Source organism: Brevibacterium sp. LS14 (genome assembly GCF_012027885.1).
GTDB lineage: Bacteria > Actinomycetota > Actinomycetes > Actinomycetales > Brevibacteriaceae > Brevibacterium > Brevibacterium casei.
The window spans coordinates 32,605-49,313 of sequence record NZ_SJXG01000053.1; the positions used below are offsets into that span (position 1 = coordinate 32,605).

Consider the following 16,709-nt stretch of genomic DNA (forward strand, 5'->3'; position numbering starts at 1 on the left):
CGCGATGTGCGCGGATCGGCTTCGTCGGGTCGGCTCCGCTGCGGCGGGACCGACGCGTGGGGATGGGATGACTGGGGATTCTGGGGATATGCGGGGATGTGCATGCACCCCATCTTCGTGAGCCGTCCCACCGGTCACCAGGTGGTCATTACGGGATAATTCTCGGCGGATACTCGAATGTGCCCGCCGGTTGCCGGAATGTCACTACTCGATCACTCGCTGATGACGATTGCGTGACAGCCGGTGACTACTCGAATTCCCTGCGTGTCGTTCTCTCCTACTCGATCGTGCGGTGGCGGCCGGCCCGTTGATCTGCGATTTCGCGTCTGTCCGCTGGCTCATCCCGGCCGGTCGGTCCGCAGGCGGCTGAGCGCCTCGGCCACCTCCGACCGGGAGGTGATGTCGAGCTTGCGGTACATCCGGTAGGTGTGGCCCTCGACGGTGCGCACCGCGACGCCGAGCTCCTCGGCGATCTCCGCGTTCGACAGGCCGGCGACGATGAGCCGGGAGATCTGCCGCTCCCGATTCGTCAGCTCGACGGCCTCCTCCTGGACGCGGTGGGGGTGCGTCGGGGGCTCTTCACGCCAGGATTCGGCGATCTCGCGGCAGCGCTCGGCGAGGTCGGGTCCGATCCCGCCGAGGTCGTCGGCGAGCGCCGTGAGCGCCTCAGGGTCCTCATTCCGCAGGGCTGCCCCAAGCGATCCGAGGCGCCACCGGTCCCTCTCGCCGGCAGCGGCGGCGAGCGCGAGGATCGCCTCGGCGTCGTAGAGGCCGAAGTGGCGCAGCAGCTCGAGCCGCAGCCGCATCGCGAGCGCGAACTCCTCTTCGGCCTCGGCCTCCGCGAGCACCTCGGCGAGGGCGTCGAGGTAGGACTGCTCTCCCGTGAGCACGGCGCGCGCGACGAGCCGCAGGCCTCGCGCACGGCCGCCCTCGAGGTAGACGTTGGCCACGGGCAGGCGGACGAAGCGCGCATCGAAGTCGTCGGCCGCTTCGGCGTTGCCGCTCATCATCGCCGAATACTCGGCCTGGGCGAGGGCGAAGGCCATGAACTGCTGCTGGTTCCAGTACTCGAAGGCCTCGACCGCGGCGGCCGCACGTCGGGCGGACTCGGCCCACCGCCCCTCCTGGCCGAGGATGCGGGCGAGCACGAGGTCGCGCGGCCCGCTCGAGGCGGCGAGGAACGCGAGGTCCTGGCTGCGCACCTCGCTCAGCCCGTCCCTCACCTCGTTCCGCCTGCCGGCCTGGAGCATCGCCCACGTGCGGAAGCAGTCGAGCATGATCAGCGGCGTGCCGATGGTCGTCATCTTCGCCTCGGTCTCCTCGAGGAGGTCGAGCACATCCTCTCCGCGGCCGCGTTCGAGCTCCTTCGAGGCGAAGGCGATCGCGATGCTCACCCGCAGGGTCTCCGGCACCTCCTCGGTCGTCATCCACCGGGCGTCGACGACGTCGTCACCGGACAGGCGCGCCCACGTGAGCCGGCTGACCCGGTCGAGGATGACGCGGGTGAGGTCGATCTGCGCGAGGACCTCGGCGTCCCCGTCCGCGGCGGCCGCGATCCGGTCGAGTGCGGTGAGGAAGTCGTCGACGGACAGCGAGGGGGATTCGCGTCCGACGTCCCGGAAGATCCACACGATGAAGGCCTCGAGGACGAGGAACGGGGTCTGCGCCCGACGCACCGTCCTGGCGAGGATGTCGAGGCCGACGGGGACGAGGTTGACGTCGCAGTAGAGGCGACCGAGGTCGAAGAGCTCCTGCGGGTCCATCGCCTCGAACGGCACCCCGCGGAGGATCCGCAGCGCCCGATGCCATTCGCCGAGGGCGATCGCTATCCGGGCCGCGTCGATCGAATCCCGCAGGGAGATCCTCGCCCCGCAGCTCAGGCCCCAGTCGGCGCGGAGCATCCGCGAGCGCTGGGAGGGCGTGCCGGGGGCGGATTCGACGAGTTCGAACATCCGGCGGCTGCGTCCGACGGGAACGGTCACCCGGATCGTCTCCGTCGAATGGGATTCGAGGGCGACGTAGACGGGCGAGCCCCGCGACTCGAGCCCGATGACCCCGGCGGCGACGAGGTCGTCGGCGGCCTCCCCGTAGCCGGCGCTGAGCATGAGCTCGACCTCGACCTCGCCGGCGAGGACGACGAGTTCGAGCGCGCCCCGCTGCTCATCGCTGTAGCGGGCGAGGTGGTAGGAGATGACGTCGCGGACCCGCTCGTCGTAGGCGATGTCGAGTCCGTCGAGCAGCCACACCCCGTGCCGGAGGCGGAACCGGTTCCACTGCCGGGCGTACCTGAGCAGTTCGAGGACCCGGACCGGGACCCCCATGGTGAGGAACATCGTCGCGTCGATGACTCCCCGTGACACCACCCCGCCGAGGTGGTGCTCGAGCATCGCCGTGACATCGTCCTCGTGGAGCGGGTCGAGGAGGACGTGGTGGAGGAGGCCGTCGGCGACGAGCTCCCGGAAGTGCGGGGAGCGGCCGTCGACCGCAGGCTGGACGGTCACGGCGATGCGGATCTCCCCGTCGGTGGCGAGCTGGCTGAGCACGCTCACGCTCGCGTCGTCGAGGTGGTGGGCGTCGTCGACGAAGACGACGGGCGGCTCGTCGCCGGCCGTGAGCATGGTGACGACGCGGTTGAGCAGCGTCCCCTCGTCGTCGGCGAGGTCGACGGCGAGGCCGAAGGCGCCGAACGGACTCTCGGCGAGCACGCGGTCCCCGCGCACCCAGAGCTCGCGGCCGCCGCGTTCGGCGTGGACGAGCTCGATGAGGCTCGTCTTCCCCGCCCCGGTGTCGCCTTCGATGACGACTCCGGCGGCTCCCGTTCCGACGAGGGCTGCGGCGATCTCGGCGAGTTCGCCGTCACGACCGAAGCAGTCCCGGCGATCCCGCGCCTCAGACATGGACCCTGCCCCACGTGGAGACGAGTTCGCGCAGCTCGCGTCGGTTGGCCACCTGCAGACGGCGGTAGATCCGGCTCAGGTGCCATTCGATGGTGCGCGCCGAGAGATGGTGGAGCTCCCCGAGCTCGTGGCTGCTCGCCCCCGCCATGACCCCGTCGACGAGCTTGCGCTCGAAGTCGGAGAGGACGGTGTGGAACCGCGACCCCGTGGCACCCGAGCGCACCGTGCGCGTGCTGTTGCCGATGAGGATCCTCGCCTCCTTGACCGCCGAGCGGTCGCCGACCTCGACGGCCCGCTTCTGCGCGAGCTTCGCGAAGTCCGAGGAGGTGAGGTACGAACCGAATTCGAGGGACGCGCGTGCGGCCTCGATGAGCGCATCGGCGTCTCCGACGAGGACGCCCTCGGCCACGGTCCGGGCGAGCCGCCCGATGGCACCGTCGATCTCACCTCCCAGGACGGCGAGGCTGTGGCCGGCGGATCCCTGACCGAGGCGAGCGGCCTCGATGAAGGCGAACGCGGCCATCGTCGCCGCGCCGTGCTCGGCGATCGAGGTGCCGAGGGCATGGAGGCGGTCGGCCGCCTCGGCGGGATGGGCGAGCGCGAGCGCCTGCAGGTCGAAGAGGCGCGCTTCGGCCTCCGCCCACCACGAGTAGCGGTCCGCCCGCTCCTCGTCCCACGTCGCCTCCCGCAGCCGCTGCGGATCCGAGGGCCGGCCGAGTAGCGCATCCGCGTAGCGCTTGGCCGCGCGTCCCACCCCGGTGAGATCGATGAGATCGGTCTCCTGGGCCGGTTCGAGCACGGCCTGCAGGGTCGACTGGGCTCGCGCGGGATGGCCGGTGCGCAGGTCGACCAGCGCCCCGGCGAGTTCGAACATCCGGTCCCCCGACCGGGCCTCGCGCACCGATCGCCGCGCCCCGGCCCAGTCCCCGGACAGGTAGCGGGAGACGAAGATCTGCGGTGCCGCGTCCTCGAGCTCGTAGCTGGTCAGGCCGGGCAGGGAGAACATCAGCTCGGCCTGGTCGATGCAGCGGATCCCGTCGACCACCCGGCCCTGCAGGACGAGGACGAGACCGAGGATCGCGCAGGCCCGCAGCCGATGCCGGTTGAGGCACTCGTGGTCGTGGAAGACCTCGGAGGCGAGGCAGCGGGCCTCGTCGAGGCGGCCTCCCCGCAGGGCGAAGCGGGCGCGGGTGACGTCGACGCGGCCCGTGTCGGCCGGGGTGCTCAGGAGGTCGCGCACCCATTCGACGCGCAGCTCCTCCGGAGCGTTGGGATCGGTGAGGCGATAGTCCATGCACAGGAGCCGGGAGAGGTACTGGGGGTCGGCGTCCTCATCGGCGTCGGCGAGCAGACGGGCGAAGGTCTGCTCCGCCTCGGCGATCCCCCCTCTTCCTTTGTCCGCGCGCACGAGTTCGAGGAGCACACGGTCGGTCTCCCACCCGGAGGCGACGATGAGGTCGGCCGCGTCGGAGTACCGCCCCTCGGCGTTGGCATCGCCGACGGCGGCGAAGATCCGGTCCTCCGGCTGCCCGACGCCGAGGGACAGACCCCAGCGCAGGTACCCGAAGAGGGCACGGCCCTCGAGGTCGTCGAGGTCGACGACATCGGCGAGGAGCCGGAACAGTCTGAGGCTGTGGGAGGGCATGACATGGGCTTTGAGGGTCTCGGCGATGACCGGCTCGGCGAGGTGGACCCCGGCGCCCGGGCCGCGCTCCATGACGACGAGGCCGATGTCGGCCAGGGCGTCGATCTCCCCCGGCGAGCAGAGGAGGGCGAGGCTGTCGTAGGGGACCTCGCCGACCATGGCGACGACCTCGAGGACGGGCCGGAGGCCGCTGGGGACGTTCCACAGGATGCGCTCGTGCGCGCTCGACTGATCGGCGCCGAAGATCACCTGGTTGAGCAGGCGCGGGTTGCCGCCGGTGTCGCGCAGGAGCTCGGCCGCCGAGCGGGTCGGGGCTCCGGCCGATTCGACGAGCGCGGCGATCGCGCTCTCGTCGAGTCCGGTGAGGTCGATGCGCACAAGCGATCCGCCCAGCCACAGCTTCGCGAGGAGATCGACCGGCGGCCGGATGGATTCGGCGCCGGCGACGAGGCGGATGCGACGGGCATCGGCGAGGCGGCAGAGGACGGCCAGCGAGGTGGTGTCGATGAGGTTGCTGTTGTCGAGCTGGACGATGGGCACTGTGTCCTCGCTCGCCGCCGCGAAGGCGCGGGCGAGGGTCGACAGCGCCGCCCCGGGTGCGATCTCGCGGTGGGCGCCGGCCTGGGAGAGGAGGATCTCGAGGACGCCGAGCTCGCGGTCGCGCAGCAGCTCGGAACCGCGCAGGCGATGCACCGTGGTGTCGGACTCGAGATGGTCGAGTGCCCGATTCATCACGGTGGTGCGTCCGATGCCCGCGGCGCCGACGACGAGACACCCGCAGCGGTCGGGGTCGACGAGCGCGTGCCGCACCGCCGAGACCTCGTCTGCGTAGCCGAAAGCGCGACCCTGCGGGGATGGGACCGTAACCGACATGTGCGCTTCTTTCGGTGTCGCCGCAGTCCTGCCCGCGGATCGCGCGGACAGCACACGGCTGTCTGCCTCGCGGATGCTCGAGCGGATCCTCCGGGTACGGCGCTCGGAGGTTCGGACTCGCAGGCCGTCGGGAGGGGACCACTGACCACCGCGAAGCTGGGGATGTGGGGACACTGTAACCGCATATCCCGCTCCCCGCAATCGACCCGTCCGCCTGTCGACCACCTCGGTGAGCTACTTGTGGGACACTTCACGCGAACGTAGTATGGACAGAAACTTACTGAACGATCTATCAGGAGCACTCATGGACACCCTTCTGAGCGCAGAGGAGCGCGAGTTCGCGCAGCAGATGCGTCAGTTCTATCGCACGGAGATCCCCGAAGAGCTCCGTTTCAAGGTCGCCACCGGCCAGGAGCTGTCCAAAGAGGACATGGTGACCTCGCAGCGGATCCTCAACGCCAACGGGTACGCCGTGCCCCACTGGCCGCTCGAGTGGGGCGGTCAGGACTGGACCCCGGTCCAGCGCCACATCTGGCTCGAGGAGATGCAGCTCGCCTGCGTACCCTCGCCGCTGCCCTTCAACGTCTCCATGGTCGGGCCGGTCATCGCGAACTTCGGCTCGCAGGAGCTCAAGGAGCGGTTCCTCCCGGCCACGGCGAACATCGACATCTGGTGGTCGCAGGGGTTCTCCGAACCCAACGCCGGATCCGACCTCGCCTCCCTGGCCACCTCGGCGGTGAGGTCCGGGGACAAGTACATCGTCAACGGACAGAAGACGTGGACGACGCTGGGCCAGTACGGGGACTGGATCTTCATGCTCGTGCGCACCGATGCGAACGTGAAGAAGCAGGCGGGGATCTCGTTCCTCCTCATCGACATGAAGTCCCCCGGCGTCACCGTGCGCCCGATCCAGCTCATCGACGGCGGCCATGAGGTCAACGAGGTCTTCTTCGACAACGTCGAGGTGCCGGTGGACAACCTCGTCGGCGAGGAGAACAAGGGGTGGACGTACGCGAAGTTCCTCCTCGGCAACGAACGCACCGGGATCGCCCGGATCGGCGCCTCGAAGGTCAACCTCGCCCGTGCCAAGGCGTACGCGGCGGTGACGAAGACGGCCACCGGCACCCTCCTCGACGACCCGCTGTTCTCGGCGCGCCTGACCCGGCTCGAAGCCGAGCTCACCGCGCTCGAGATGACCCAGCTGCGGATCCTCTCGACGCAGGCCGCCGGCTCGGACAAGCCGGATCCGCGGTCCTCGGTGCTCAAGCTCAAGGGCTCGCAGCTGCAGGAGGACATCAGCGAGATCCTCGTCGACGTGCTCGGACCGCAGGGTCTCGACTTCGTCACCGACCGGGTCCAGGGCGAGGGGCTGACCGACCTGCCGCTCGGCGCCGTCGACGCCCTGCCCGCATACTTCAACACCCGCAAGGTCACCATCTACGGCGGTTCGTCCGAGGTGCAGCGCGGAATCATCTCGAAGGCTCTGCTCGGGCTCTGAGCCCGGCGAAGGAAGTGGACATCCATGGATCTTGAACTCAACGACATCCAGCAGGAGCTCGCGAGCACCCTGGGCAAGTACCTGCGCACCGAATACGATGCGGCCGCCCGCGAGGCGATCCTCAAGAGCGACGAGGGCATCTCGCGCGAGAAGTGGCAGCAGTTCGCGGAGATGGGCCTGCTCGGCCTCACCGTGCCCGAGAGCTTCGGCGGTGCGGAGATGACCTTCGCCGAGGTGGCTGTGGTCCTCGAGGCCTTCGGCCGTTCGCTCGTGCTCGAGCCCTTCGTCGCGACCGCGGTCCTCGGCACCAATGCGCTGCTGCTCGCCGGCAGCGAGGAGCAGAAGCAGGCGATCCTGCCCGGCGTGTGCGAGGGCGAGACCTTCCTCGCCGTCGCCGCCCTCGAGCCGGGGCAGCGCTACGCTCTCGCCCAGCCGACGACGACGGCGACCGCCGACGGTGACGGAGTGCGCCTGACCGGGGAGAAGAACGGTGTGCTCGGCGGCGATGTCGCCGACCACTTCGTCGTCACCGCGGTCGAGAACGGCGAGCTCGGCCTCTTCCTCGTCGCCGCCGACGCGCAGGGGCTCACACGTGTGACCCATCGCCAGGCCGACGGGCTCGGCAGCGCGAGCGTGCGCTTCGACGGCACTCCCGCCCAGCGCCTCGACGCCGGCGACGCCCATGCCGTGCTCTCGGAGGTCTTCGACATCGCCAACGCCGCGCTCATGGCCGAGGCCGTCGGCGCGATGGAGGCGTCGCTGACGATGACGGCCGAGTACCTCAAGACCCGCGAGCAGTTCGGGGCGCCGATCGGTGCCAACCAGGCGCTCCAGCATCGCGCCGCGGACCTCTACGCGGACCTCGAGTACGCCCGCAGCATGGCGCTCTTCGCCCGTCTCGCCGTCACCGCCGAGGCGGAGGGCGCGGAGAAGGATCGCCACCGCGACGTCATCGCCGCGAAGATCATCATCGACTCGACCGCGCGCCACATCAGCCAGGAGTCGATCCAGATGCACGGCGGCATCGGCATGACGATGGAGTACCCGATCGGGCACTACGCGAAGCGCCTCACCGTGATCTCGAAGACCTTCGACGACGCGGACTCGCTCACCGCCGAGCTCGCATCGATCGGCGGTCTCATCGAACCCCACGCCGCCGACCTGTCCTGAGGAGGGCGGCCTGGTGAGTCTCGGCGGAAGGGCAACCGCCCGGTGAGTCACAGCGGGATCAAGGACGCTCAGTGTCGATTCTGAGCTTGCGAATCGACACTGAGCGTCCTTTTTCTGCGTGCTGCCGCGCTACCCGACCGGCTGGTCGAAGACGTGGCGGCGATGTCCGCGTGCTAGCGGCCGCCCGCGTGCCGCCAGCACTCCGCCCGCACCCGCCTCGCGGGCGTGCCAGAGTCCGTGCCGAGCTACCCGATCGGCTGCTCGAAGACGTGGCGGCGGATCCACGCGTGCATGGTGATTGCCGCTGCGGCCGCGGCATTCATCGACCGCGTCGAACCGTACTGGGCGATCGAGAGCACCGCCGAGCTCGCCTGATGCGCCTCCTCGCTCAGCCCCGGCCCCTCCTGGCCGAAGAGCAGCAGGCACCGCTGCGGCAGCTCGAACGTCTCGAGCGGCACCGAGTCCGGGAAGTTGTCGATGCCGATGAGCGGCACGTCGTTCTCGACGCACCATTGGAGCAGGTCGTCGACGCTGGGATGGTGGATGACGTGCTGGTACCTGTCCGTGACCATCGCCCCGCGCCGGTTCCAGCGCCGCCGCCCGACGATGTGCACGGCCGCGGCATTGAACGCGTTCGCCGTGCGCACGACCGAGCCGATGTTGAGGTCGTGCTGCCAGTTCTCGACACCGACGTGGAACCCGTGCCGCACCGTGTCGAGGTCGGCGACGATGGCATCGTGGCGCCAGTAGCGGTACTTGTCGACGACATTGCGCCGGTCCCCGTCGCGCAGCAGCTCCGGATCGTACTCCTCACCGACAGGCCAGGGGCCGGTCCACGGACCGACCCCCACCTGCTGCTGCTCGAGACCGTCGGTCACTTCGCGTCGGAGTCCTTCCCGGAGTCCATCGCGTCGTCCGTGGCCTTCGTCGTGCGGGTGCCCTTCGCCGAGGCGGTGGTGCCCGCAGCCTTCGTCGCGCCGGCCGTCTTCGTCGTCGTGACCTCCTCGGTCTCCGAGACGGTCACGACCTCGTCAGCGTCCGCGTCGTCCGAATCTGCGTCGGCGTCGGCGTCCTTCGTCGCCGTGGCCGTCTTTGCCGCACCCTTCGCCGAGGCGGTCGACGCCTTCGCATCGGCGTCCTCCTCGGAGTCGGAGGCGGCGGCGACCTTCTTCGCGCGCTTGCTCATCTTCACGGTCTTGCCCCCGCGGCCTCCGCCGGAGAGGACCGAGCGGACGTAGGCACCGCCGGCGACCGCGTGGAGGATGAGGGCGAGGACTGCGGCGATCGCTGCGGCGACGAGGCCCTCCCACCACTCGGGCTGGGCCGAGAAGAAGCGGCCCGCGATGCCCAGCGGCGAGGTGAACGGAGTCCAGGAGAGCACCCGGCCGACCGTTCCGCTCGCGCCGACGATGACCGGGGCCATCGCGCCGCCCACGGTGAGGATGCCGATGATCGTGAGCACGATGCTGCGGGCGCGATCGCTCGTCAGGGTCGAGGCCCACACGAGGAGGGCGAAGATCGCCCACGCGGTGAAGAAGAGGGTGAGGGCGAACCATCCGAGTCCGGGCAGCATCGCGAAGGCGATCGACGTCCTGCCCGAGATCGAGAGTCCGAGCTCGAGGACGACGGCTGCGACGAGGAGGTGGATGACGACGAGCGTGAGCATGCCCGTAATCCGACCCGAGGCGGCCGCGCGCGGCGGAATCGTCGCCGCGATGATCTCGGTGATCCGGTTCCGCTTCTCCAAACGCAGGTTCTGGTAGAGCGCGGTGCCGAGGGTGCCGATGACGAGGAGCGAGAAGACGACCATGCCCCACAGCAGCGGAGTGGCGATGTCCTCGGCGACGGCCGGGGTCTGCAGGAGGGTCGCCTCGGTCTGCGGGGCGAGCTTCTCGAGCAGCGCGGTCGGCTGCTTGTCGAGGGCGATGATCGTCGGCTGCGTCTGACCCGTCGGGTCCTGGATGAACGCGGCGTCGACCTCACCATCGCGGACGAGCTGCTCGGCCGCCTGGGCATCGGCGACGTCGGTGATCTTCACACCGAGCTGCTGTTCGTACATCGCCGCCTGCTCGCCGACGCCGACCATGGCCATGCTCGGCGTGCCCGAGTCGACCTGGGCTTCGCGGACGATGCCGCTGATGATCACGGCGAGGATGCCGAGGATGACGACGGCGACGGTGACGAGGAAGAACGGCGAGCGCATGACGGTCGAGCTCTCGCGGTTCGACACCAGCCACGACGCCTGACGCCGGCCGACGTCGACGAACTCGGAGACGAGTCCCGTCTCGGGCAGGTCCTCAGGGTTCGGCCGGTCCTCGGCGAGTTCGAAGGGGACCTCATCGAGTCCGGCCGTCGCATCCGCCTCGGTGTCGGCCGTCTTCTTGGAGGCCGCAGAGGTGGAGGTGCCCGCCTTGGCAGCCGACGCCTTGGAGGCAGCCGACTTCGACGTCGAGGTCGTCGAGTCGGAGTCGGCCGACTCGGTGCCGGTAGTGCCCATGTCGAGGTCGTCGAGGCTCTTGGGGGCCGTGCCCTTCGAGGTCGTCGGCTCCGTTCCGGAGGCGGCCTTGCCGGATGCCCTCGACGTCGTCGTGTCCTTGGCGTTCTCCGCGTCCTGCGCGTCGTCCTTGCGTGCCATCACAGGGCCTCCTTGTACTGCTCGGCCAATGTCGGGCGGATGCGTTCGAAGCTCTCGACTCGTTCGAGCCTCGCCACGGTCGCGGCGGCCGAGCCGGGATCGTTCGCGCGGAAGGTGATGACGGTGTCGATGACCTCGATCTCGGTGATCCCCGACCGTCCTGACAGGGTCTTCGCGGCCGCCTCAGCGTTAGCGAGGGCGACACGGTAGCGGTGCTCGCCGAGGAGGTCGTCGACGCTGCCGGAGGCGGTGACCCTGCCCTGGCTGAGCGCGACGATGTCGTCGGCGTGCTTCTCTGCGGCCTCCCAGTCGTCGGTGGCGAGGATGACGGGGACCCCCGAGGACGCGTGGGCGCGCAGGAGGGACATGACGAGTTCGGTCGACTTCGCGTCGAGGCCGGCGAAGGCATCGTCGATGACGACGACGTCGGGGTCGGCGGCCAGGGTGGCGGCGATGTCGACGCGGGCGATCTCGGCGCCGCTGAGGTTCTTCAGCGGAGCGTAGCCGCGGTCGGCGAGCTCGAGGCGCGAGAGCAGGGTGAGGGCGTTGCGCTCGGCCGCACCGAGGGTGATGCCGTGGAGACGGGCGAGGTAGACGATCTGGTCGATGACCCGCATGTTCGGGTAGCCGCCGCGCTCACCGGGCAGGTAGCCGAAGTTCTGCCGGTCGCCAAAGTCGAGCTCGTGGCCCTCGACTTCGACGGTGCCCTCATCGGGGCTGATGAGACCCATGATCACACGCACGAGTTCGGTGCGTCCTGCCGATCGGGTGCCGACGACGGCGGTGATCCGACCTGCCTCGGCGGTGAAGCTCACCTCGTCCAGATATGTTCGCTTCCCCTTGCGGAGGGAGACCTCGTTGAGTGTGAGCACACGTCATCCTTACGTTCGTCCGTAGGCGGCCGCGCGGAACCGCGGCCCCGTGAGAGTTTCTCATCTATCGTGGTGAATCGCCCACGGCGATTCAAACCGGGGCAGGGATTTCGACGGAATTGACAGTCGAGTCCCAGCTCATGATCGCCCCCGTCACTCCAGGCCGAGGTCCTTCGTCGACAGCGCCGTGAGGTAGGGGATCCCCGCCTCGGCTTCGACCTTCTCCTTCGCCCCCGTGTCACGGTCCATGACCACGGCCACGGCGACCACCTCGGCGCCGGCCTCCCGCAGCGCCTCGACGGCGGTGAGGACGGATCCGCCCGTCGTCGAGGTGTCCTCGACGGCGATGACGCGCTTGCCGGCGACGTCAGGACCTTCGACGCGGCGGGACATGCCGTGCTTCTTCGCCTCCTTGCGGACGACGAATGCGTCGACGGGGGTCCCGCGCAGCACCGAGCGGTGCATGACCGCGGTGCCGACCGGGTCGGCGCCCATCGTCAGCCCGCCGATCGCGTCGATGCCCTCGAGCAGCCCTTCGGCCTCGAGGAGGTCGAGGAGGACGTCGCCGATGAGCGGCGCCGAGCGATGGTCGAGCGTGACCCGGCGCAGGTCGAGGTAGTAGTCGGCCTCGCGGCCGGAGGACAGGGTGACTCGGCCGCGGACCACGGCGAGTTCGTCGATGAGGCCGAGCAGCTGTCGGCGCGTGTCTGCGGGGTCGGTCATGACCCCAGTCTACGTGGCCCTCCGGTCCGGCCCTGACCCCGCCGAGGCGGGTCGACCCTGCCGCGGCGACATCCGCCTCGGCGCGCGACTCAGTGCGAGTCGTCGCGGCTGATCACCCTGAGGTCGACCTCGACGGGCTCGCCGACCTCGCGGTCGACGACCGAGAAGATCTCGTCGACGATCGCGGCGACCGAGCGCGAATCGTCGAAGTGGGCGTCGATGCGCACTCGGTAGCCGTCGGAGGACTCGGTGAGGTCGATGCCCATGGGTTCACCGCCGGTGCGCCGCAGCACCCGCGCAGTGGCGCTGGCGACGAGATCCTTCATGCCCGGTGCGAGTGAGGCCACTCCCCCGATGCCGGCGATCTCGTTCGCGAGTTGCTGCGCAGTGCGCGTGAGCGGGCCGCCCTCCGTTGGATCCGCGTCGCCGTCGCTCCCGGCCGCTGCGACGTCGGTGGAAGAGTCGGTGCCGGCAGGCAGCTCGGGTTCGCCAGCAGGGTCGGTCCCGGCGGGAAGCTCCGGCTCAGGTGCCGCGTCGGCCCCGGCGGGAAGCGCCGGCTCCGCGCCGGTGCGTCCGGCGCTGCTGCCGGTGCCGACCCGGCGGTCGTCCCCGCCGGGTTTGGGCGAGGTCGCAGTCCTCGGCACGTCAACCGGGCTGGTGTCGCCGGTGCGCCCGGCCGCGGTCGGTGCGTGACCCGGCAACGGCGCTGAGGGCGTGTCCGGATGCGACTCGGGCGGGTGCGGGGCAACGATGGGGTCCTCGTGCCGAACCTCGAGCGGAGTCGGCGTCTCATGCGGGTCATTCGACATAGGCATCCTCGACTTCGATATCGATCCGTGCTGCCGGCACTCCGAGCTCGCGTACGAGCGCCTCGGAGACGGCCGTCCTGATGAGATCCGCGGCGGCGACGAAGCGGACGTCCGCGCGCATGGTCACGGTCAGTCGCACCTCGGCGGCGCTGCCTGCCGGTTCCCCGGACGGGGCGATGCCGACGCTGCGGGAGCGGATCCCGTCGACCGAGTCGACGGCATCGCGGACGATCGTCCGCACCGCCGCCGAGGCGATCGAGTACTCGTGCCCCGCATCCGTGCGCAGCTTCGTCGACGGACCCCGGTAGAGGTCGTTGCGGACGAGCTGGAGGATCCGTTCGCGGATCCCGGCGGTCTGCTCGGAGTCGGGGACGTAGTGGCCCATGTAGTCGTCGATGACGTCGCGCAGCTCGGCGTCGAGGTCGGGAGCGGCGCGCTCGTCCTCGGCCCGCCTGCGATCATCACTCATGTCCATCCCTTCATCCCTTCGACGATGGCGGCTCGGGCCCGATGGATCCGGCCGCGCACACTGCCTTCGGTGATGCCCAAGGTGTCGGCCACCTCAGCGTAGCTGAGCCCTTCCATCTGATGGAGGACCCACGTGATGCGCTGCTCGGTGGACAGCGTCGAGAACACCTCGGCGAAGCGCTCGAGCGCGCTGCGGGCCTCGACCCGCTTCTCCACCGAGGCCCGATCGTCGGCGTGGACGCCCATGTCCTCGGGGTCGACCGGATCGGCGGGCCGGGAGACCCGCTTGCGCAGGACGTCGGTGCACCGGTTCGACGCCATCCGATAGACCCACGTGCCGAATGCCTCGGGGGAAGCGAGCGCATTGAGGGACTTCCACGCCTGCACGAGCGTGTCCTGGACGACGTCCTCGGCGTCCTGCCTGTCCCCGAGTGTGCGCATCGCGAAGCGCAGCAGTCTGACCTCGTACCGGTCGACGAGGGCGGCGAAGGCGTCGACATCGCCTTCACGGGCCCGCACGACGAGGGTCACGACGTCGAATCGATCATCACCTCTTGCCATGTCTCAGATCATAGGCGAGCCTCCGACCTGGGAACATGCCTTGCCGGATATTCGGAGGAAAGTTCACCGAATCGAGACTCCGCGGCCGCCGGTGCGCGCACAGGTTTCGGGCGATGCGGAGAAATTCTTGCGATTCGTGCGTGAGGATTCGCCACCGGCTGCGTCTGTACCTATGTCAGCACCTCCGACACGAAAAGGAATGAACAATCATGCCTGAGACCAACGCTCCCTCCACCACCAAGACCGCTGGTTCGACCGCTTCGGCCGGCGCCGACGTCAACAGCCCCCTGGTCACCGACAAGGGCAACACGACCATCGCTGAGAACGTCGTCGCCAAGCTCGCCGGCATCGCGGCGCGCGAGGTCCCCGGCGTCTTCGGTATGGGCAACGCCGCTCGTCGCGCCTTCGACACCCTCACCGACCGGATCCCCGGCTCGCAGACGAACGTCTCGGGCGGAGTCTCCGTGGAGAAGGGCGAGAAGCAGACCGCGATCGATCTCACGATCGTCGTCGAGTACGGCACCTCGATCGTCGACGTCGCCGAGGCGATCCGTCGCAACGTCATCCGCGCCGTCGAGCAGGGCACCGGACTCCAGGTCGTCGAGGTCAACATCGACGTCACCGACGTCCACCTCCCCGACGAGGACAACGACGATCAGAAGAAGTCGGACGATCAGAACAACCTCTCCTGACACACCCACCCCTCGCTGACGCCCCCGAGGCGAGCACTCGCCTCGGGGAGCGCAGCGACAGCCCCGGAAGGACAGCCATGTCGAAAACTTACGTAGGACTGCTTGTCGGACTCACCCTCGGCATCGTCGCGTACTTCGGAGGATTCGTCGCATTCCTCGTCGTCGCGATCTGCGGTGGGCTCGGCCTCACCATCGGTCTCGTCCTCGACGGTCGACTCGACCTCGGAGCCCTGAGCTCGCGTTCGACGACGCGGAGGTGATCGGCGTGGCTGCATCACGCGGTAGCCTCACGATCGCGGACAGAGTCGTCGAGAAGACGGCCTCCGAGATCCTCAAGGGCATCCCCGGAGTCGGCGGCACCACCTCGGGCTTCCTCGGCATCGGCGGCAATGACAGCCTCGACGCCCGTCCGAGCGTGTCGGTGACCCTCTCCGGCCGCAGCTGCGTCCTCGACGTCCGGCTCGGCCTCCGCTATCCGCTCCCGATCTCCCAGACGACCGAATCGGTGCGTGAGACCCTGCGCACCGAAGTCGAATCGCTCACGGGGGTCGCTGTCCGCCAGGTCGACATCGACGTGACCTGGCTCCGGCCCGAAGGTACGGGCCGCTCAGCCGAAGTGAGGAGTCTGGCATGAGTGCACAGCTTCTGCGCGCCCGCCCCGCGCGGGTCGTGCCATCCGTCATCGTCGCCGTGGTCCTTCTGCTCATCGCAGTGGCCCTGGGGTGGGCGGGCATCGCCGCGATCGCGCAGGCGAACTCCGCGGACGCCTCTCTGGAGACGGTTCTGCCCGGCATCGCCGGCGCCGAATCTCTCCAGTGGGCCACCCCCGCGGTGATCGCTGCGGGCATCGTGCTCGGCCTCATCGGCCTGGTGCTCGTCATCCTCGCGATCTCGCCGGGAGCCCGCCGCATCCTCGGCCTGCAGGCCCCTGCAGCCGAGCACGTCGAGCGCCTCGAGGTCGCCATGCCGACGTCGGCGCTCTCCGACCTCGCCGCCTCGGCTGCGGATGCCGTCGACGGGGTCGCCCGGGTGCGCGCCTCATCGAACACCCGCTCGTCGATCGTCACGTTCACCACCCCGGTGCGTGACACCGCCGAGATCCGCAGCGAGGTCGCCGATTCGGTCTCGCGTCGGCTGAGCTCGATCGATTTCGTCCGGCAACCGAGCGTGCGCGTGCACGCGGTCAGGAGGCAGTGATGCGACGCATGGCAGCAGGCGCGAACCGGACCGGTCTGTTCATCATCGGACTCATCCTCCTCCTCGGCGGAGCGTTCGTCGCCCTCTTCGGGCTCGGGCTCCTGGCCGGCATCCTGCCCGGCCTCGATCCTTCGGCGAGTCTCGCCCCGATCGCGGACAAGTTCGCGCTCCCGTTCTCAGCGATCGTCGCCGTCGTCATCGCGGTGGTGCTCGCGATCATCGGAATCTGGTGGCTGTCGTTGCAGATCCCGCGCAAGGACGCGGCGAAGCCGCTGCGCCTCCAGCAGGACGCTCGCACCGGCATCACCTCGGTGACAGCGGCAGTCGTCGCCGAGGCGGTCTCCGACGACCTCGAGGCCACCGACGGCGTCGAGGACTCCCAGGTCATCCTCCGCGGCACCGCGAAGCGACCGGAGCTCATCGTGCACGTCGACGTCGACGAACGCGCGGACATCGATGCCGTCGTCGCCGACATCGCCCACCGGGTCGCCGGCAATGCCAGCCGAGCGCTCGGAGTGCCGATCGCGGCGATGGGACTCGAGATCGGCATCGCCCGGTCGTCGAATCGGAAGCAGCGCGAGGTCACCCTCGCATAGGCCGCCGAACGATGACATGACGGAGCGGCGCCCCCTCAGCGGAGGGGGCGCCGCTCCGTCGTCGTGCGTCACT

General features: G+C 69.5%; 16 protein-coding genes. 7 read left to right on the forward strand and 9 right to left on the reverse strand.

Going from position 1 to position 16,709, the window contains the following annotated elements; genetic code table 11:
- Window positions 1-338: 338 nt before the first annotated feature.
- Together EZE58_RS11935 and EZE58_RS11940 are read right to left on the reverse strand one after the other, a co-directional pair.
- On the reverse strand, window positions 339-2,897 hold the full coding sequence (locus EZE58_RS11935; protein WP_009378780.1) for a LuxR C-terminal-related transcriptional regulator: 2,559 nt from the start codon (window positions 2,895-2,897) through the stop codon (window positions 339-341).
- Window positions 2,890-5,415: a LuxR C-terminal-related transcriptional regulator gene (locus EZE58_RS11940; RefSeq protein ID WP_009378779.1), complete on the reverse strand. Its 2,526-nt coding sequence runs from the start codon at window positions 5,413-5,415 to the stop codon at window positions 2,890-2,892. Before EZE58_RS11940 ends, EZE58_RS11935 begins: the two co-directional genes overlap by 8 nt.
- Before the next feature lie 304 nt (window positions 5,416-5,719).
- Here EZE58_RS11940 and EZE58_RS11945 point away from each other — a divergent pair, with 304 nt between their 5' ends.
- Both EZE58_RS11945 and EZE58_RS11950 read left to right on the forward strand, forming a co-directional pair.
- Entirely contained in the window at window positions 5,720-6,913 is a 1,194-nt protein-coding gene (locus EZE58_RS11945; RefSeq protein WP_063249610.1) for an acyl-CoA dehydrogenase family protein, read from the forward strand.
- Between the two features lie 24 nt (window positions 6,914-6,937).
- Entirely contained in the window at window positions 6,938-8,083 is a 1,146-nt protein-coding gene (locus tag EZE58_RS11950) for an acyl-CoA dehydrogenase family protein (protein WP_009378777.1), read from the forward strand.
- Between the two features lie 245 nt (window positions 8,084-8,328).
- Here EZE58_RS11950 and EZE58_RS11955 read toward each other — a convergent pair whose 3' ends face one another.
- The 7 genes from EZE58_RS11955 to EZE58_RS11985 all read right to left on the reverse strand — a co-directional run bounded on the left by EZE58_RS11955 (window position 8,329) and on the right by EZE58_RS11985 (window position 14,151).
- Window positions 8,329-8,961, reverse strand: coding sequence for a TrmH family RNA methyltransferase (locus EZE58_RS11955; protein WP_009378776.1), 633 nt, complete (start codon window positions 8,959-8,961; stop codon window positions 8,329-8,331).
- Entirely contained in the window at window positions 8,958-10,718 is a 1,761-nt protein-coding gene (locus EZE58_RS11960) for an ABC transporter permease (RefSeq protein ID WP_009378775.1), read from the reverse strand. The genes EZE58_RS11955 and EZE58_RS11960 overlap by 4 nt, the downstream gene beginning before the upstream one ends.
- Complete coding sequence (locus tag EZE58_RS11965; RefSeq protein ID WP_009378774.1) at window positions 10,718-11,590, reverse strand: ATP-binding cassette domain-containing protein; 873 nt, start codon at window positions 11,588-11,590, stop codon at window positions 10,718-10,720. The genes EZE58_RS11960 and EZE58_RS11965 overlap by 1 nt, the downstream gene beginning before the upstream one ends.
- A gap of 153 nt (window positions 11,591-11,743) precedes the next feature.
- Window positions 11,744-12,313, reverse strand: coding sequence for an orotate phosphoribosyltransferase (gene pyrE / locus EZE58_RS11970; protein ID WP_009378772.1), 570 nt, complete (start codon window positions 12,311-12,313; stop codon window positions 11,744-11,746).
- A gap of 89 nt (window positions 12,314-12,402) precedes the next feature.
- Window positions 12,403-13,122: a hypothetical protein gene (locus tag EZE58_RS11975; RefSeq protein WP_063249606.1), complete on the reverse strand. Its 720-nt coding sequence runs from the start codon at window positions 13,120-13,122 to the stop codon at window positions 12,403-12,405.
- Window positions 13,112-13,591, reverse strand: coding sequence for a hypothetical protein (locus tag EZE58_RS11980; protein ID WP_131248283.1), 480 nt, complete (start codon window positions 13,589-13,591; stop codon window positions 13,112-13,114). The genes EZE58_RS11975 and EZE58_RS11980 overlap by 11 nt, the downstream gene beginning before the upstream one ends.
- The gene (locus EZE58_RS11985; RefSeq protein ID WP_009378766.1) at window positions 13,588-14,151 is read right to left on the reverse strand and encodes an RNA polymerase sigma factor; all 564 of its coding nucleotides are present in this window, start codon (window positions 14,149-14,151) and stop codon (window positions 13,588-13,590) included. Before EZE58_RS11985 ends, EZE58_RS11980 begins: the two co-directional genes overlap by 4 nt.
- Window positions 14,152-14,360: 209 nt before the next feature.
- Here EZE58_RS11985 and EZE58_RS11990 point away from each other — a divergent pair, with 209 nt between their 5' ends.
- The 5 genes from EZE58_RS11990 (at window position 14,361) to EZE58_RS12010 (ending at window position 16,636) form a co-directional block, all read left to right on the forward strand.
- Window positions 14,361-14,843, forward strand: a complete 483-nt coding sequence (locus EZE58_RS11990) for an Asp23/Gls24 family envelope stress response protein (protein ID WP_009378764.1) — start codon at window positions 14,361-14,363, stop codon at window positions 14,841-14,843.
- Window positions 14,844-14,920: 77 nt separating this feature from the next.
- The gene (locus EZE58_RS11995; protein WP_009378762.1) at window positions 14,921-15,103 is read left to right on the forward strand and encodes a hypothetical protein; all 183 of its coding nucleotides are present in this window, start codon (window positions 14,921-14,923) and stop codon (window positions 15,101-15,103) included.
- 5 nt (window positions 15,104-15,108) lie between these two features.
- Window positions 15,109-15,477: an Asp23/Gls24 family envelope stress response protein gene (locus EZE58_RS12000; protein ID WP_100227478.1), complete on the forward strand. Its 369-nt coding sequence runs from the start codon at window positions 15,109-15,111 to the stop codon at window positions 15,475-15,477.
- Window positions 15,474-16,040 carry a DUF6286 domain-containing protein gene (locus EZE58_RS12005; RefSeq protein WP_063249604.1) on the forward strand — a complete coding sequence of 189 codons (567 nt, stop codon included), beginning with the start codon at window positions 15,474-15,476 and terminating at the stop codon, window positions 16,038-16,040. The genes EZE58_RS12000 and EZE58_RS12005 overlap by 4 nt, the downstream gene beginning before the upstream one ends.
- Entirely contained in the window at window positions 16,040-16,636 is a 597-nt protein-coding gene (locus tag EZE58_RS12010; RefSeq protein ID WP_009378756.1) for an alkaline shock response membrane anchor protein AmaP, read from the forward strand. The genes EZE58_RS12005 and EZE58_RS12010 overlap by 1 nt, the downstream gene beginning before the upstream one ends.
- The last annotated feature ends 73 nt before the right edge of the window (window positions 16,637-16,709 follow it).

What these genes read in the sequence shown, in the direction of transcription:
- EZE58_RS12010 (WP_009378756.1), top strand. Translation starts at nt 16,040, where the DNA reads ATGCGACGCATGGCAGCAGGCGCGAACCGGACCGGTCTGTTCATCATC.
- EZE58_RS11985 (WP_009378766.1), bottom strand. Translation starts at nt 14,151, where the DNA reads ATGGCAAGAGGTGATGATCGATTCGACGTCGTGACCCTCGTCGTGCGG.
- EZE58_RS11945 (WP_063249610.1), top strand. Translation starts at nt 5,720, where the DNA reads ATGGACACCCTTCTGAGCGCAGAGGAGCGCGAGTTCGCGCAGCAGATG.
- pyrE (WP_009378772.1), bottom strand. Translation starts at nt 12,313, where the DNA reads ATGACCGACCCCGCAGACACGCGCCGACAGCTGCTCGGCCTCATCGAC.
- EZE58_RS11975 (WP_063249606.1), bottom strand. Translation starts at nt 13,122, where the DNA reads ATGTCGAATGACCCGCATGAGACGCCGACTCCGCTCGAGGTTCGGCAC.
- EZE58_RS11950 (WP_009378777.1), top strand. Translation starts at nt 6,938, where the DNA reads ATGGATCTTGAACTCAACGACATCCAGCAGGAGCTCGCGAGCACCCTG.
- EZE58_RS11980 (WP_131248283.1), bottom strand. Translation starts at nt 13,591, where the DNA reads ATGAGTGATGATCGCAGGCGGGCCGAGGACGAGCGCGCCGCTCCCGAC.
- EZE58_RS11995 (WP_009378762.1), top strand. Translation starts at nt 14,921, where the DNA reads ATGTCGAAAACTTACGTAGGACTGCTTGTCGGACTCACCCTCGGCATC.
- EZE58_RS11990 (WP_009378764.1), top strand. Translation starts at nt 14,361, where the DNA reads ATGCCTGAGACCAACGCTCCCTCCACCACCAAGACCGCTGGTTCGACC.
- EZE58_RS11940 (WP_009378779.1), bottom strand. Translation starts at nt 5,415, where the DNA reads ATGTCGGTTACGGTCCCATCCCCGCAGGGTCGCGCTTTCGGCTACGCA.
- EZE58_RS11960 (WP_009378775.1), bottom strand. Translation starts at nt 10,718, where the DNA reads ATGGCACGCAAGGACGACGCGCAGGACGCGGAGAACGCCAAGGACACG.
- EZE58_RS12005 (WP_063249604.1), top strand. Translation starts at nt 15,474, where the DNA reads ATGAGTGCACAGCTTCTGCGCGCCCGCCCCGCGCGGGTCGTGCCATCC.
- EZE58_RS11935 (WP_009378780.1), bottom strand. Translation starts at nt 2,897, where the DNA reads ATGTCTGAGGCGCGGGATCGCCGGGACTGCTTCGGTCGTGACGGCGAA.